The sequence below is a fragment of the Desertivirga xinjiangensis genome (genome assembly GCF_024436435.1).
Taxonomy (GTDB): domain Bacteria; phylum Bacteroidota; class Bacteroidia; order Sphingobacteriales; family Sphingobacteriaceae; genus Desertivirga; species Desertivirga xinjiangensis.
This window is the reverse complement of the sequence record NZ_JAFMZP010000006.1, coordinates 190891-206248: the sequence shown is the minus strand read 5'-3', so window position 1 is coordinate 206248 and position 15358 is coordinate 190891. Positions and strand designations below refer to the sequence as shown.

Below are 15358 nucleotides of genomic sequence, written 5' to 3'. Positions count from 1 at the left end.
TAAAGGGTGAATGTGCTAAAAAAGTTTTAAAAGCCCGAAGCTATGGCTTCAATATCCTGATCATTCATACATTTAAAATGGCCCCTTGGACATTTCTTATAACCTATTTTTGAGCAGGGCCTGCAGCTTAGGCCTTTTACTTCCGCAATTTTTAGCTGACCTGTTTTATAGGGGTACATGCCTAGCTGAGGTACAGTATTTCCCCATACAGAAGTGATTGGCTTGTCGAAGGCAGCTGCTATATGCATGAGGCCGGTATCATGCGTTATAATCAATTGAGCTTCCCTGACTAAAAAAGCAGATTGGTCTAATGTGAATTTCCCACAACCATTGAACACATGAACGCCGCTGGCGGATGCAATTTCCGCTCCTCGTTCTTTGTCTTCCTTACCGCCAAGTAATACTACCGGACTTTTAATGCGCTGACATACCTCAATGAGCTTATGAGTTGGCAGGCGTTTGGTAGCATGCTGGGCGCCTATTACAAGGCCTGTATATTGCTGGTGACTTTGAGGCAGTAGAACAGTGAGATCGTGCTCTTCCTCCAGGAAATAGTCCAAACCTTTACCATCGTTCTTTACTCCAAGAAAAGAGGCCGTCTCAATATATCTGTCTACAATATGCTTTTCGGGCATAATGTCGACCTTGAGGTTTACCAATAGCCATTTTCGAAAATTTAACTTATCAAAAGCCGATGACTTTACACCAAGCTTAAACTTAATAATCCTTGTGCGGATATTGTTATGGAGGTCAATCACATAATCAAAGTGCTCTGCTCTGAGATCGTCCAGCGTGACGGCGAGCGGTTTTTTAAGAAAATGTAATTTGTCGATATAAGGATTATTTGCCAATACCGTGTGAAATGAACTTTTAGTAAGGAAATGGACTTCACATGCGGGTATTTGTTGCTTGATACAACGTATTGCCGGGGTGGTAAGTACAATATCTCCAATAGAGCTGAACCGGATGATCAATATTTTCAAGCTTTTATCCCTCGTTTTTGTTTTAAGTAAGCTGTGATTGCTTCAAGGTTTAAGGCATTTAGGCAGTTGGATGCTGATACGCCACCCTTTCTGGCCGCCAGGATTCCAAAATGAGTGTCATGAAAACCTTTTATGCTGTGTGCATCCGGGTTTATAGAAAGCATTACACCTTTTTCGAGCGCATACTGATGCCATCTCCAGTCGATATCCAAACGTAAGGGATTCGAATTTATTTCAATGATGACCTGGTTGGCAGCACAGGCATCAATTACTTTTTCATAGTTGATGGGGTAGCCCTTCCTGGAGAGCAGGAGTCGTCCGGTGGGGTGACCAAGTATAGTTGTGTAAGGGTTTTCAATCGCTTTAATTAAACGGCTGGTGGCTTTTTCTTCGTTCATTTTAAATGCCGAGTGAACGGAAGCAATAACGAAATCAAAAGTAGCCAAAAGTTCATCCGGATAGTCGAGCGAACCGTCAAAAAGTATGTCAGACTCAATGCCCTTAAGTATTCTGAAATTACTGATCTTCCCGTTAAGCTGGTCTATCTCCTGATGCTGAGCAAGTACACGCTCTTCAGAAAGGCCTTTGGCATATACTGCTGTCTTTGAGTGGTCGCTGATTCCCATGTATTCAAGTCCTAGTTTATCCCGGCAGTAAAGGGCCATTTGTTCTAAGGTATGAACCCCATCGCTCCAGGTACTGTGACTGTGCAGCGTGCCTTTCAGATCGTCCCATTCCACCAGTTTTGGCAGCATTCCCTTGTCGGCCAGTTCAAATTCGTTCCTGCCTTCTCGCAGCTCTGGTTCAATTAAAGGTAGGCCGGCCTTCAAATAAAGGTCTTTTTCGGATGAAACGACAAGTGGAACCTCTTTCAGCCGACTTTTAAGTTCGGCGAGATGTTCCGCTGTGCCCGTTTTCCATGCAAGCTCCGAATAAAAGGCCTCATGCCCGCAAAAATCAAGATAGATTTTAATTCCGGTGGAATGCTCAGATTCAATTCTCTTACCGTCAGTTTTAATCAATGACAGGAAACTCAGGCTATGGATCTTTGCGATGATATCCTCGTTCAAAGGACAGCCGATAAGGACATCCAGGCCGTCGACAATTTCACATTTCCGACGGTAATCACCCGTAAAAGAAATTAATTGTCCGGGCAGCACCTTTTTTAAGTCTAATAGCAGAGGTTCAGCAATTTCTTCAACCTGACGGTATAGGAACCGTCCATTACTGGCAATTTTAAACTCAATGGCCTTTCGGATTTCTTCCTGAGTTTTGAACCCGAAACCTTTCGCTTCAATAAGCCGGTTTTCATTGCAGGCGTAATAAAGTTCTCCCACAGTTTCAATTCCCAGTTCGTTCCAGATAGTAAGCACTTTTTTGGGACCCAACCCTTTAATGCTCATAATTTCAACAACGCCTGGTGGAGTCTTTTCAAATAAGCTCTGCAGTTCGGCGATAACTCCGGTTTTAATCAGCTCGTTGATCTTTGACGCAGTGCTTTTACCGATACTGTCAATCTTCTCAATTTCTTCAAGGTTTTTCTGTGCAACAGAAAAAGGCAGCTTATCAATTTTAAAGGCTGCAGCAGCCATTGATTTAACTTTAAAGGAATTCTCATTATGTAATTCCATCAGCTGGCTTAGAAGCCTTAAAGTTCTCGCTATGGTTTTATTTTCCATGTTAAGATTCAAAAATACACATATCCCTTATCCCGCGCCAAAAACATCTGCTGTTCTTTTCATGTTTCCCACATATAATGATATAAATTGATAAATATTTTTTCTATGCATAACCCTTCGCTTAACAGATCGGCAAATTTTCTTATTTTTTTGTTCCTCGTCTTTGCCGGACTGTATTTTGCCCGGCCGTTTTTAATCCCTTTCACGCTTGCCGCTATCATCTCTATGTTATTGCTTCCTCTGAGTAAGCGCATAGAAAGCAGAGGACTGAGCCGGCCATTTGCTGCAGGCATTAGCTTATTAATGTTGTTACTGGTTGTGTCTGGAATCATCGCCTTGCTTGTGTGGCAAATTTCAGGCATCGCAAAAGACTTTTCGGAAATGCAACAGAAGCTCTCCGAATTGTTACATCAGATACAGAGGTTACTTCACAACAAACTGGGCATCACAGAAGCGGAGCAGAAAAAGTTTTTGGAGTCGTCGCAACCCAAAGGTGGTGGGGGCATGACAAAATTACTTTCTAATACACTGGGAATGATGGTGAATCTTGTTCTTGTGCTGGTATATACATTTATCTTTATCTATTTCAGGAGCCATCTGAAAAAGTTTATATTAAAGTTGGTTCCAGCGGAGAATCTTTCAAGGGCCGAAAAGGTGCTTCATGATACCACACAGGTATCCTACAAATATTTATCAGGAATGGCTACGATGATTGTGATGCTCTGGATACTATACGGCATAGGCTTTTCGGCGGTTGGAATAAAAAACGCGCTGTTCTTTGCCGTTTTATGTGGTACGTTGGAGATAGTTCCTTTTGTAGGTAACTTAACTGGTACAAGCATAACAGTATTGATGGCAGTTACCCAGGGTGGCGGTGGAGGTATGATAATTGGGGTGGTAGCAATTTATCTGTTGGTTCAGTTTATTCAGAGTTACATCATAGAGCCAATGGTAGTTGGTGCTGAGGTGAATATAAATCCTCTGTTCACTATCATAGCTTTGGTTGTCGGCGAATTACTCTGGGGCATCGCCGGATTAGTCCTCGCAATACCATTGTTAGGAATGCTTAAGATCATCTGTGATAATATTGAGCCATTAAAACCTTACGGGTACCTTATCGGTGAAGATAAACCCAAAAGGGAAAGCCCCTGGATAGACAAGGTGAAAGCGTTTTTTAAGTTTTAAGTTATAAGTCTGCGCACTGAACTTATAACTTTTAACTTACTACTCTCTATCTCACCACTACATCAAACGGCATTCTTGCCTGAACCCCTTTAAACCTTAAGGCAGCTTTCACTTTTTGGTAATACTGGTACTGATCTCCCAGTTCTTGTTTGGCAAAATACTCCCTGATATCATCGCCTGACTTGTCAAAAAACGCATCCAGGGGATCTTTTTGGATTGGATAAGAGACAATCCTATAATCCTTAATCTTTGCCATGGTGGCAGCAGAGCGGATTGCATCATCAAAATCTCCCAGCTTATCAACCAGCCCTATTTTCAGAGCTTCAGAGCCGCTCCAAACACGTCCCTGACCAATCTCATCGACGTATTGTTGTGTTTTTTTGCGTCCTTCCGCAACTCTTTTTGTGAAAGAGTTATAAATTCGGTTTACTTCCTTCTGAATGACAAGCCTTTCCGTTTCAGTCAATGGCCGGGCAACACTTCCCAGGTCGGCATACTCGCCCGTCTTCACACGGTCGAAAGTAATTCCAAGTTTATTATTGAAAAATTTCTGCATATTCGGTATGATACCGAATACCCCGATGGAACCAGTGATGGTATTAGGCTGAGCAAAGATGGAATCGGCAGCGCAGGAAATATAATAGCCCCCTGACGCCGCCAGGTCACCCATGGAAACGATCACAGGTTTTACTTTTTTCGTCAAAACCACTTCACGCCAAATAACATCCGATGCTAAAGCACTTCCGCCCGGCGAATTAACCCTAAGCACAACAGCCTTTACTTTCTCGTCGGTTCGGGCTTTTCGGATTGCCCGGGAGATACGCTCAGAACCAATGCTTTCATCGTCGCCTTCTCCGCTGTTAATGTCACCGGAGGCGTAAACCACAGCAATACGGGTATCAAAATCACCATCTTCTCGCTCGTTATTTTTTATATAGCTGGCTAACGTAACCGATTTGACATCCTTATCCTTATCCGTTCCCGTTCTCGACTTCAGTTCATCTAAAATCTGGTCCTTATAACGTAAGCCATCCACCAGTTTATAAGTAAATGCGTCAGCTGCAGTCTTTACCTTGAGCTGGTTAGCGATACTAAACAAAGAATCTTTTGGAACGTTACGGCTTGCAGATATTCTCTGCAAGTAATGATCATACATTGAACCGAGAAACGATGTCACCTGCTGGCGATTTGCTTCGCTCATCTTATCGAGTATAAAAGGCTCGACGGCACTCTTATAGGTACCCACCTTTATTACCTGCGGCTCAATTTCCAGTTTTTCAAGTGCACCCTTAAAAAACATCAGCTCGGAGCTGAACCCGGTGAACTCGAGGATACCCTCGGGATTAAGGTATACTTTATCCGCCACTGATGCCAGGTAATACGAGTCTTTAGTATAGACTTCGCTGTACGCCAGAATAAATTTTCGGGATTTTTTAAAGTCGAGCAAGGCATTTCTAATCTCTTCTGAAGTGGCAAGTCCGGCCTGAATGTTTGTCAGATCCAGGTAAATGCCCTTAATTTTATCATCACTTTTAGCATTATTAATAGAAATCAGAATATCATTGAGCCCCATGCTGCGGCTGGCACCAATTCCACCAATATCTATATTATCAAAGGGACCTTTTGTACCTCTTTCAATTATCGGATGATTTAATGGCATGTGAAGCACCGAATTGGAATACACCCGTACTTTCTCGTCCTCTGCAGAAGATATGATTACGCCGACAATCAAAATCATCACGATGAGTAGTATAAAGAACGAGACAATGATACCCACCATAGAGGCTAATGCCATTTTAAAAAAACTTTTCATTGACGCTAAACTAAATATTGTATGCAAGTATACGTTAGATATAAATATATTTGAAACGTTACAAGGCTTATAAGGTTTATGCAGCGCATTTATTTATTATTAGGGAGCAATTTAGGTGAGCGCGATCAAGTTTTGCATAAAGCGGCCGAAGCAATTTCAGAAAGGGTGGGTGATATCCTTCAGAAATCTTCACTATATGAGACGGAGTCGTGGGGGAAAACCGGACAGCCGCATTTTCTCAATCAGGTAATCTGTATTGAATCGGGCATGAGTGCTTTGAAGGTTTTGAAAGAGTTACTAGAGATTGAAAACCTGTTGGGTAGAAAGCGGCTGGAAAAATGGGGTTCGCGGATCATTGATATTGATATTCTCTTCTACGGGAGTTCTATTATTAACGAACCCGATCTTACTGTCCCGCATCCCTATTTCCAGGAAAGACGTTTCGCTGTTATGCCGATGCTGGAGATAGCTCCTGATTTTGAACATCCGGTGCTGCACAAAACAATAAGTATAATAGCTCTTGAACTTACTGATGAATTATCCGTACACAAAGTATAGGTTTAGATTTGCTTTGCAAAACAAGTGAAATCTATTACCCACAACACATATAGAACAGATAGCAATGGCAGAAACAAACAATAGAGGGTTTGAAATAGATCTTACATACCTTAATGACGTTGCCGGTGGTAGCGGGGAATTCATCATAGATATGATCGATATTTTTATTGAGCAAACCCCTGTCTATTTTGACCAGCTGGAGCAGGCAATTAAAGCTAACGACTGGAAAGGAGTTGGAGATATGGCTCATAAGATAAAACCGACACTTGCATTTATAGGAATAAACGAAGCAAAGGAAAGTATGGCTGAAATTGAAAGGAAGGCACGTGCTATGGAAAACGTTTCTGAAATACCAGATATGTTTAGTTCCTTAAATCAGAAGTGCGCCGGGCTTTACGAAGATCTCAATAAAATCAAAGAAGAAATAAAGGCGAAACTCTAAGCGCCTTTATTTCTTCTTTGGTCAGTCTTATCTTATAAATCTGAATTGAATAATTGATAATATTATATATATAAATATAATAATCGGAACGGCGGCGAATTTGAAAATTAGGATCAGGACGGCTGCCGAGAGTATTAAAATATAGCGCAGTAAGTTCTCTTTGTAATCTAAGTTCTTGAATTTAAGAGAGATAAGAGGCAACTCCATTACCAATAAAAAGCTCATCCCCAAACTGAATATGAATAAAAAGAAGGGGTTGAGAATATACGCTCGCCAAAAGGGCCCGGAATGTGCAATTATTAAAGGCAGTGATGCAATAAGCATAGCGTTTGCAGGTGTAGGCAAACCTATGAAGTTTTCATTTTGCCGTACATCCGTATTAAACTTCGCTAACCGTAGCGCAGAAAATATGGCAATGGCGAAGGCCGAAAAATTCAGGTATCTGCTTAAATCTGTTATCTGGTCAGCCTCAAGAAAGAGGTGGTACACGATTACGGAGGGTAATACACCAAAGCTTACCATGTCAGCCAGCGAATCAAGCTCCTTTCCGATTTCGGAATAGGCATTAAGGCTTCTCGCCACCAATCCGTCCAGAAAATCAAAAACTGCCGCCAACAGTATAGTATAACCGGCGTAGATGATATTTTCGAAGCCTTTATCTATAAGCGAAGTGTCAAAAGCGAACACTATACCCAAACATCCGCAAAGCAGATTCAGGCAGGTGATCGCATTAGGTATATGTTTTTTCATTTATTAATCTGCATTAATGGTGATCGCGACTAACAGGTCTTATATAACCAATAAAGCGCATAGACGGTATCCGTTATGCGCTTTTATCAGGTTGATGCGATTAACTATTCATCGAAACCAAAAATTCCTCGTTGCTCTTGGTTCCTCTCATCTGGCTGAGCAGGAATTCCATTGACTCCTGGGAGTTCATATCAGCAAGGTGATTACGAAGTATCCAGATTCGTTGAAGCGTCTCCCTGTCAAGGAGAAGATCATCACGCCGCGTACTTGAAGCGGTAAGGTCGATAGCAGGGAAGATACGTTTGTTAGAAAGCTTTCTGTCTAACTGAAGCTCCATGTTACCCGTACCCTTGAATTCTTCGAAGATAACCTCATCCATTTTTGAGCCGGTATCAATCAATGCTGTCGCTAGAATAGTTAAAGACCCTCCGTCTTCGATGTTACGGGCAGCACCAAAGAAGCGCTTAGGTTTGTGCAATGCGTTGGCATCCACACCACCTGATAATATCTTGCCTGAAGCTGGCGCCACAGTATTATAAGCTCTCGCTAAGCGCGTAATAGAATCAAGAAGGATAACTACATCATGGCCACATTCTACCATACGTTTTGCCTTTTCAAGAACGATATTCGCGATCTTTACATGGCGCTCAGCCGGCTCATCAAAGGTAGAAGAAACAACCTCTGCACGTACACTACGTGCCATATCAGTTACCTCTTCGGGGCGCTCATCGATTAACAGGATGATCAGGTAAACCTCAGGGTGATTTTTTGCGATAGCGTTAGCCACATCTTTTAACAAGATTGTTTTACCTGTTTTAGGTTGAGCAACGATAAGACCACGCTGACCTTTACCGATCGGAGTAAACAGATCCATGATGCGGGTCGACTGATTGCTGGTATCAGCAAAAAGATTTAGTCTTTCTGTTGGAAATAGAGGAGTGAGGTAGTCGAAAGGCACCCGGTCTCTTACTTCAGCAGGAATTCTGCCGTTGATGGCTTCAACCCTTACCAAAGGAAAGTATTTTTCTCCTTCTTTGGGAGGTCTGATACTTCCTCTAACCGTGTCACCGGTCTTTAAACCAAATAGCTTTATCTGCGATTGAGATACATAAATGTCGTCAGGAGAGGTCAGGTAGTTATAGTCAGATGATCTTAAAAAACCATAGCCATCAGGCATGATCTCCAATACACCTTCATTCGCTATTACATTATCAAAGTCAAGGCTTGTAGCCGGACTTTGCTGCACTTCAACAGGTTTCTCCTGTACTCTCTCAGAGGGTCTCTCAGAAGTCCTCTCTGTAGTTCTTTCCGGACTTCTTTCCTGGTTTCTGGCCTGAGGAGTAAAGCGTTTTTCAAAACGCTGGCCTCTTTCCTGCTGGCGCTCCCTTGGAGAAGCTTCAGTAGCAACAGAACTATCTGTCTGGCTTTCCGAAGCTGTTGTTTTCGGACTGCTATCAGTATCAAAAAGAGTTTCACTCTGAATATTAGTATCTGCAACTGCAGTGGATGCTTCTGCTTTAGCCTTTACTGTGCGGGTGCGCTTTCTTGGTTTAGGATCGGCTTCTGCCTCTTCTGCCTGAGCATCAGGACTTGCTTCGCGTGCTGCAGCAATAAGAGCTTGTTGTTCAGTAATTTTATTAATTAATTCTTGTTTACGTAGGGAGTCTGCTTCTGCAACGCCGAACGATTTCGCAATCTCACGAAGCTCTGATACAAGCTTATCGTTCAATTCTGTATTGTTCACCATTTAATTGAAATATTATTTTGGATTTTTTTAATCAAATAAGAATTTATCAGTACTCTGAGAAAAAGATATCACCAATGTCGTCAAGAAAATTGAGATGATTTTTTCTTCGAATAGGAAGATAAAATTTTGAGATAACGCCACAATTGTACTGTATTAATTTGATAATAGCAAAAAATAAAAAAAGTTTTTACCGGGGGAATTGTTTTTGGTTACTTTGACAAGCTTAAATTATGGAACGGAAACAACTGATTGAACAAATAAAAAGCAAGAAATCGTTTTTGTGTATCGGACTGGATACGGATATAAAAAAGATTCCCCAACACCTTCTGGATGCCGAAGATCCAGTTTTTGAATTTAACAGGCATATTATTGACGCTACAAAAGATCTTTGTGTATCATATAAGATCAATACCGCATTTTATGAAAGCCGTGGTGTAAAAGGATGGGAAAGCCTGATTAAAACCTGGAAATACCTCCCTAAAGAAGCTTTTAGTATTGCCGATGCAAAGCGAGGGGACATTGGTAATACGTCAGAAATGTATGCCGAGGCATTCTTTAACGAAAATTCGTCAGGGATGAGTTTCGATTCAATAACTGTTGCTCCTTATATGGGTTCAGATTCAGTGAAACCCTTTCTTAAGTCAGCCAATAAATGGGTGATACTTCTGGCCTTAACATCTAACGGAGGCAGTGCCGACTTTCAGTATACACAGGTTACTGAAAATGAAATGCTCTTCGAAAAGGTATTAAAAACCGCTAATACCTGGGCAGGTGCTGATCAGCTGATGTTTGTAGTTGGCGCCACGCGGGGAGAAGGTTTTTTAACTGTTCGTAAGCATGCCCCTGATAATTTTCTGCTGGTACCGGGTGTGGGCGCGCAGGGCGGAAGTTTGGAAGAGGTTTGTAAATATGGAATGAATAAAGACTGCGGTTTACTTGTGAATTCCTCGCGCGCAATTATCTATGCAGCATCTGATCAGAATTTTGCTGAAGCTGCCCGTGCTGAAGCTTTGAAAGTTCAGAAGGATATGGCAGAAGCCCTGAAAAATATCTGGTAAAGATCATTGCTGTTGTGTAAGCAATTCTTCTATATTTAAAGGTCTTTTTAGTTCTTTAGAATGACCTTTAATGAAGATTTCTTGCACTTTGTATGGAAGTATCGTCTCTTCAATCATAAAGAGTTGTTTACTGATTTTGATGAGCCGCTCGAAATAATATCACCTGGTTTTCACAATACTCATGCAGGAGCCGATTTTGAAAATGTGAAGATCCGTATCGCTGATACCGTGTGGGTGGGCAACGTTGAAATTCATATAAAGTCATCAGATTGGGACAGGCATGATCATACATCAGATGAATCCTATAACAATGTTATACTGCATGTTGTGTATGACAACGACCGGACAGTTTTGAGAAGTGATGGCACCCGGATAGTTACATTTGTGCTTAAGGAACATATTCTTCCCGGTTTAGAGCAAAGATATGAAGATCTGATTGGAAACCTCTCCTGGATCCCTTGCGAAAAGATATTGCACAATGTAGAACGTGCTCATTATGGAAGCTGGTTAGCCCGGGTACTTGTCGAACGACTTGAAGATAAGTCAACCTTTGTGTTGAATTTACTGAATGAATGTAAGGGAAGCTGGGATGATGTTTTCTACTGGCTTTTAGCCAGGAATCTCGGGTTTAAAACGAATGCTGTACCTTTTGAATTGCTGGCCAGATCGCTGCCGCAACAGATCCTCGCAAAACACAAGAACAGTGCAAGACAGATCGAAGCGCTGGTATTTGGCCAGGCAGGATTTCTTAAGAATCCCCAGGATGATTATTCTCTTACTTTACAAAAAGAGTATGTTCATCTTCAGCGCAAATATCAGTTAAAACCGGTTGATATGTATTTATGGAAATTTATGCGTTTGCGCCCTCAAAATTTTCCATCCATCCGCCTGGCTCAGTTTGCTGCCCTGATCATAAAATCGCAGCACCTGTTTTCCAGGATACTTCACATGAGCAACAGCAAAGACATCGTTTCCATTTTCCGGGACCTGCCTGTAAATGACTATTGGAAAAAGCATTATCGTTTCGGAAAGATGTCAGAAAAGGTTTGCACAGACCTCGGCTTAGATTCGATCCATAATATTCTACTGAACACTGTCGTTATTTCCCTGTTCAGTTACGGTAAGTATACAGGAGACCAGCAGCTGATAAACCGGGCGCTGGAAGTGCTGGAAAACCTGCCTCCTGAAACAAATCAAATCATTAATCGGTTTAAGAGTTTAGGGATAAAGACAGATACGGCTGCCGATTCGCAGGCCTTGCTGCAGTTAAAGAAATATTACTGCGATCAGAAAAAATGTGTAACTTGTGCAATCGGAGCAAAGATTATAAAGGTAGTATAAATATGATACAGCAAATACTTGAATATTTCGAGAAGCGCTCTTTTGGAGTATCAACATACCTTGGTGAACGTTTCGACATGTCTATCTCTAAAATTCGTTTGTTTTTTATCTACTCGTCTTTTCTGGCTGTGGGTTTTCCCCTGATTTTTTATTTCTGCGCCGCCTTTGTGTTGGGCATCCGTAACTATATGAAACGCATCCGTACCCGCATCTGGGACTTTTAGCTTAAGCTTAGAGTTAAAGGGTTAGCTGTTCATTGCTTAGTGAAATCAACTCCTTTCCAAATTTATGCTCGATCGGGTTTAAATTCTTAAACTTCCAGTATTCTCGCAATCTCCAGATGTCCACTTGCAAGAGCAACATCTGCCGGTGTTTTGTCACTCTCTGTTCTGGCATCGATGTTCGCGCCGGCCTCCAGCAGCAGGATCAGTATTTCAATATTGCCATGCTGCGCAGCAGAATGCAGGGGTGTGAGACCAGAGCTTTGTGCTACGTTTACTTCGGCTCCTGCTTCCAGTAACATTTTTGTAATGTCATTGTTGTTCGCTGCGGTGGTCGAATTGAGAGGGTATACACTATAACCGTTCTGTGATGGTAAATTAACATCTGCACCTTTTAATAAAAGATGCCTGGCAACGTCTTCATGCCCAAAATAACACGCAAGGCCAAGCGGCGTAAACCCATCCCGGGAAAAGGAATTGATCAGGTCTGGCCGGTTGTTTAGGATAGGTACCAGATACTCGGGCTTACCGATTGCAGCTGCTTCATGTATGCTCAGGCCCCGCACATATTTTAATAATATTGATGATATCTCGGGTTTTTTATAATAACAAGAAAGCATCAAAGGGGATACATTAAAGCTTGTATTGCTGTTGGCGATTTCCGGATTTGCCTGTAACAATTGGCTCAAATCTGCCTGATTTCCCGTTTGAATGTACTCTTCAATTAATTCTGTCTGGCTCATCTAATAACAATATTAATAAAAAAGTAGATACCTTGTGCAACTAAAATTTGTAGCTTTAATAAAAAACAGGTTCCTACACCATGTAATTTATAAATATATTTGTCAGGTTAAACCCCGCAACAATCAATGCCGGTAAAAGGAAATCAGTTCAGGTCAAATAGTTTCAGAGGAGAGCCGGGTACAAAAGCCCCTGCCCGTGAGCGTATTGTAAAAGAGAGAGAGAAAACAGAAGTATTGCCCAGATTTGCATTCAATGATGGAAGGATTCTGAAGATAATCGGGTTATTCTTTTTGATCCTTTCATTATATTTTCTAGTTGCATTTACCTCTTATCTTTTCACCTGGCAGGACGATCAAAGTTATGTGATCGAAGCTAACGGGGGATGGTCTAATCTTTTTAAATCTGTAGAAGAGCTTTCAAAAGCTGGTGTCGTTAATCCGGCAGTTGAAAACTGGCTGGGGAAATTTGGCGCCTTATTGTCACACCAGTTTATTTATGAATGGTTTGGTATAGCATCCTTTATTTTTATCGGTGTATTTTTTGTTATCGGATACCGCTTATTGTTTAAAGTGCGTATTGCTTCGATTTCAAAAACGCTGGGTTATTCTTTTTTCCTTTTAGTGTTTACCTCTCTTCTGCTGGCATTTCTTCACGGTTTCGCCTCCGATTACCCGCATTTTCTCGAAGGTGAATTCGGCTTCTGGACAAATCGTCTCCTGCAGGCACAGATTGGAAATACAGGAACAGCCGGTATTCTGACATTTGCAGGATTATCTGCCTTAATAATTGCATACAATATTGATTTTAAAATCCCTCAGCGGGAGAAAAAGGTTGTGATGGGAACTATCCCTGATGCGATAGCTGATGAAGATATCGAAAATGAGGACGATTTCAGGACGCAGCCTGTTGAGTTTCCTCTGCGCGCAAATAAGGTGATCCATCAGGAACCTCAAATTGAAGAGAATGAAGAACCCGGGCGCAGAGATCAGCAAAAAGAGCAGCTCAGACAGGAAAGAGTTGTGCCTCCGATTGTCATTGACGAAGAACCGGAACCTGAGTTTGTAGTTCCAAAGCCTGTGCCTTTAGAAACAGTTGCGGCCGTTACCGGATCTGCTCTTGCTTTTAATACTCCTAAAGAAGAAGAGAAAGTGCATGAACTTACCCCGGTAGAGCATGAACTAAGTATTGAAAATACGATTCCGGATGAGTCCGAACACCAGCTCGTTTTAGAGACGGTTATTCCTGAAAAAGAATCGCCCGTATTAACGATTGAAAAAACTCCTGAAGAGCGTACTGCTGCAAGTTTGGTAGAGCAATTTGGCCAATATGATCCCAAGCTGGACCTTTCATCTTACAAATATCCTGTACTGGATCTTCTTGAAAATTATGGTACCAATAAGATAAATGTTAATGCGGAGGAGCTGGAGGCCAACAAAAACAAAATTGTTGAAACGCTCAATCATTATAACATTGAGATCGATAAGATTAAAGCTACTATCGGGCCAACCGTTACACTTTATGAAATTGTACCAGCGCCGGGTGTTAGGATCTCTAAGATCAAAAACCTTGAAGATGACATCGCATTAAGTCTTGCCGCTTTGGGTATCCGTATTATCGCTCCGATGCCAGGAAAGGGTACCATCGGTATAGAAGTGCCAAACTCTCATCCTGAGATGGTGGCCATGCGCTCGGTTTTAGCAACAGACAAGTTTCAGAATACCACCATGGATCTGCCTATCGCTCTTGGCAAAACCATATCCAATGAAGTTTTTATCGCCGACCTGGCTAAAATGCCACACTTACTGGTTGCCGGTGCCACCGGGCAGGGTAAATCTGTTGGGATCAACTCTATTCTGGTTTCTCTCTTGTACAAGCTTCATCCTTCACAGCTTAAATTTGTTCTGGTAGATCCCAAAAAGGTTGAGTTAACGCTATTCCGAAAAATAGAAAGACATTTCCTGGCAAAACTACCGGGAGAAGAAGATGCCATTATTACCGATACAAAAAAAGTGATCAATACCCTGAATTCTCTTTGTATTGAAATGGATCAGCGCTACGACCTTCTTAAGAACGGACAAGTTCGTAACTTAAAGGAATACAATGCCAAGTTTGTCAACCGTAAGCTAAATCCGGAAGAAGGACATCGCTTTCTGCCGTTCATCGTATTGATAGTAGACGAGTTTGCTGATTTGATGATGACAGCAGGTAAAGAAGTAGAAACACCGATTGCCCGTTTAGCGCAGTTGGCGCGTGCAGTTGGTATTCACCTTGTGATCGCTACTCAAAGACCCTCTGTAAATATTATCACGGGTACTATAAAAGCCAACTTCCCTGCAAGGCTTGCATTCAGGGTACTATCGAAGATAGATTCGAGGACCATTCTGGATTCCGGTGGTGCCGATCAGCTTATTGGTAGGGGAGACATGCTATTCTCGACCGGGAACGATTTGATCAGGCTTCAATGCGCCTTTGTTGATACTCCGGAAGTAGAGCGCATATCTGATTATATAGGAGAGCAGAGAGGCTATTCATCAGCCTGGATGTTGCCCGAATATGTTGATGAAAATGGTGAGGGTGGAAGTATTAAGGACTTCGATCCAAGTGACCGCGATCCGCTTTTTGAAGATGCTGCAAGGTTGATCGTTATGCATCAGCAGGGCTCCACCTCGCTAATCCAGCGTAAACTTAAACTGGGATACAATCGTGCTGGAAGGCTTATTGATCAGCTCGAAGCTGCGGGTATTGTTGGGCCTTTCGAAGGCAGTAAAGCCCGTGAAGTGCTCATTCCTGACGATTACGCTCTCGAGCAGTTTCTTGATAATATGAATGATAAATAG

General features: G+C 42.0%; 13 protein-coding genes. 7 read left to right on the top strand and 6 right to left on the bottom strand.

Annotation, left to right across the window (positions count from 1 at the left end; translation table 11 throughout):
- Positions 1-26 precede the first annotated feature (26 nt).
- Both J3P37_RS16190 and J3P37_RS16185 read right to left on the bottom strand, forming a co-directional pair.
- Positions 27-983 (bottom strand): glycosyltransferase family 9 protein, encoded by a 957-nt coding sequence (locus tag J3P37_RS16190; protein ID WP_256012391.1) that lies wholly within the window; start codon positions 981-983, stop codon positions 27-29.
- Positions 980-2662: a DNA polymerase/3'-5' exonuclease PolX gene (locus tag J3P37_RS16185; RefSeq protein WP_256012390.1), complete on the bottom strand. Its 1683-nt coding sequence runs from the start codon at positions 2660-2662 to the stop codon at positions 980-982. The genes J3P37_RS16190 and J3P37_RS16185 overlap by 4 nt, the downstream gene beginning before the upstream one ends.
- Before the next feature lie 105 nt (positions 2663-2767).
- On the opposite strand from J3P37_RS16185, the gene J3P37_RS16180 reads away from it, so the two are divergent.
- Positions 2768-3847 (top strand): AI-2E family transporter, encoded by a 1080-nt coding sequence (locus J3P37_RS16180; RefSeq protein WP_256012389.1) that lies wholly within the window; start codon positions 2768-2770, stop codon positions 3845-3847.
- A gap of 46 nt (positions 3848-3893) precedes the next feature.
- On the opposite strand, the gene sppA is transcribed toward J3P37_RS16180, so the two are convergent.
- Positions 3894-5660, bottom strand: coding sequence for a signal peptide peptidase SppA (gene sppA / locus J3P37_RS16175; protein WP_256012388.1), 1767 nt, complete (start codon positions 5658-5660; stop codon positions 3894-3896).
- 78 nt (positions 5661-5738) lie between these two features.
- Between sppA and folK the strand changes: the two genes are divergently transcribed.
- Positions 5739-6218: a 2-amino-4-hydroxy-6-hydroxymethyldihydropteridine diphosphokinase gene (folK, locus tag J3P37_RS16170; RefSeq protein WP_256012387.1), complete on the top strand. Its 480-nt coding sequence runs from the start codon at positions 5739-5741 to the stop codon at positions 6216-6218.
- Between the two features lie 64 nt (positions 6219-6282).
- Complete coding sequence (locus J3P37_RS16165) at positions 6283-6660, top strand: Hpt domain-containing protein (RefSeq protein ID WP_256012386.1); 378 nt, start codon at positions 6283-6285, stop codon at positions 6658-6660.
- 27 nt (positions 6661-6687) lie between these two features.
- Here the strand turns inward: J3P37_RS16165 and pssA are convergent, their stop codons facing one another.
- A complete protein-coding gene (gene pssA / locus J3P37_RS16160; protein WP_256012385.1) occupies positions 6688-7410 on the bottom strand; it encodes a CDP-diacylglycerol--serine O-phosphatidyltransferase in 723 nt (240 codons plus the stop codon).
- 100 nt (positions 7411-7510) lie between these two features.
- On the bottom strand, positions 7511-9157 hold the full coding sequence (rho, locus tag J3P37_RS16155) for a transcription termination factor Rho (RefSeq protein WP_256012384.1): 1647 nt from the start codon (positions 9155-9157) through the stop codon (positions 7511-7513).
- 230 nt (positions 9158-9387) lie between these two features.
- Here rho and pyrF point away from each other — a divergent pair, with 230 nt between their 5' ends.
- Genes pyrF through J3P37_RS16140 form a run of 3 tightly spaced genes read left to right on the top strand, consistent with a single transcriptional unit; the run spans position 9388 to position 11780 of the window.
- Positions 9388-10215, top strand: a complete 828-nt coding sequence (gene pyrF, locus J3P37_RS16150; RefSeq protein ID WP_256012383.1) for an orotidine-5'-phosphate decarboxylase — start codon at positions 9388-9390, stop codon at positions 10213-10215.
- Positions 10216-10275: 60 nt separating this feature from the next.
- Positions 10276-11556 carry a DUF2851 family protein gene (locus tag J3P37_RS16145; RefSeq protein WP_256012382.1) on the top strand — a complete coding sequence of 427 codons (1281 nt, stop codon included), beginning with the start codon at positions 10276-10278 and terminating at the stop codon, positions 11554-11556.
- A 2-nt stretch (positions 11557-11558) separates the two neighbouring features.
- On the top strand, positions 11559-11780 hold the full coding sequence (locus tag J3P37_RS16140) for a PspC family transcriptional regulator (RefSeq protein ID WP_256012381.1): 222 nt from the start codon (positions 11559-11561) through the stop codon (positions 11778-11780).
- 86 nt (positions 11781-11866) lie between these two features.
- On the opposite strand, the gene J3P37_RS16135 is transcribed toward J3P37_RS16140, so the two are convergent.
- The gene (locus J3P37_RS16135; RefSeq protein WP_256012380.1) at positions 11867-12520 is read right to left on the bottom strand and encodes an ankyrin repeat domain-containing protein; all 654 of its coding nucleotides are present in this window, start codon (positions 12518-12520) and stop codon (positions 11867-11869) included.
- A 126-nt stretch (positions 12521-12646) separates the two neighbouring features.
- On the opposite strand from J3P37_RS16135, the gene J3P37_RS16130 reads away from it, so the two are divergent.
- Positions 12647-15358 (top strand): FtsK/SpoIIIE family DNA translocase, encoded by a 2712-nt coding sequence (locus J3P37_RS16130; protein ID WP_256012379.1) that lies wholly within the window; start codon positions 12647-12649, stop codon positions 15356-15358.

Bases quoted from the DNA above. Each gene is read 5' to 3' on its own strand.
- J3P37_RS16185 (WP_256012390.1), bottom strand. From the start codon at position 2,662: ATGGAAAATAAAACCATAGCGAGAACTTTAAGGCTTCTAAGCCAGCTG.
- J3P37_RS16180 (WP_256012389.1), top strand. From the start codon at position 2,768: ATGCATAACCCTTCGCTTAACAGATCGGCAAATTTTCTTATTTTTTTG.
- sppA (WP_256012388.1), bottom strand. From the start codon at position 5,660: ATGAAAAGTTTTTTTAAAATGGCATTAGCCTCTATGGTGGGTATCATT.
- folK (WP_256012387.1), top strand. From the start codon at position 5,739: ATGCAGCGCATTTATTTATTATTAGGGAGCAATTTAGGTGAGCGCGAT.
- J3P37_RS16165 (WP_256012386.1), top strand. From the start codon at position 6,283: ATGGCAGAAACAAACAATAGAGGGTTTGAAATAGATCTTACATACCTT.
- pssA (WP_256012385.1), bottom strand. From the start codon at position 7,410: ATGAAAAAACATATACCTAATGCGATCACCTGCCTGAATCTGCTTTGC.
- rho (WP_256012384.1), bottom strand. From the start codon at position 9,157: ATGGTGAACAATACAGAATTGAACGATAAGCTTGTATCAGAGCTTCGT.
- pyrF (WP_256012383.1), top strand. From the start codon at position 9,388: ATGGAACGGAAACAACTGATTGAACAAATAAAAAGCAAGAAATCGTTT.
- J3P37_RS16145 (WP_256012382.1), top strand. From the start codon at position 10,276: ATGACCTTTAATGAAGATTTCTTGCACTTTGTATGGAAGTATCGTCTC.
- J3P37_RS16140 (WP_256012381.1), top strand. From the start codon at position 11,559: ATGATACAGCAAATACTTGAATATTTCGAGAAGCGCTCTTTTGGAGTA.
- J3P37_RS16135 (WP_256012380.1), bottom strand. From the start codon at position 12,520: ATGAGCCAGACAGAATTAATTGAAGAGTACATTCAAACGGGAAATCAG.
- J3P37_RS16130 (WP_256012379.1), top strand. From the start codon at position 12,647: ATGCCGGTAAAAGGAAATCAGTTCAGGTCAAATAGTTTCAGAGGAGAG.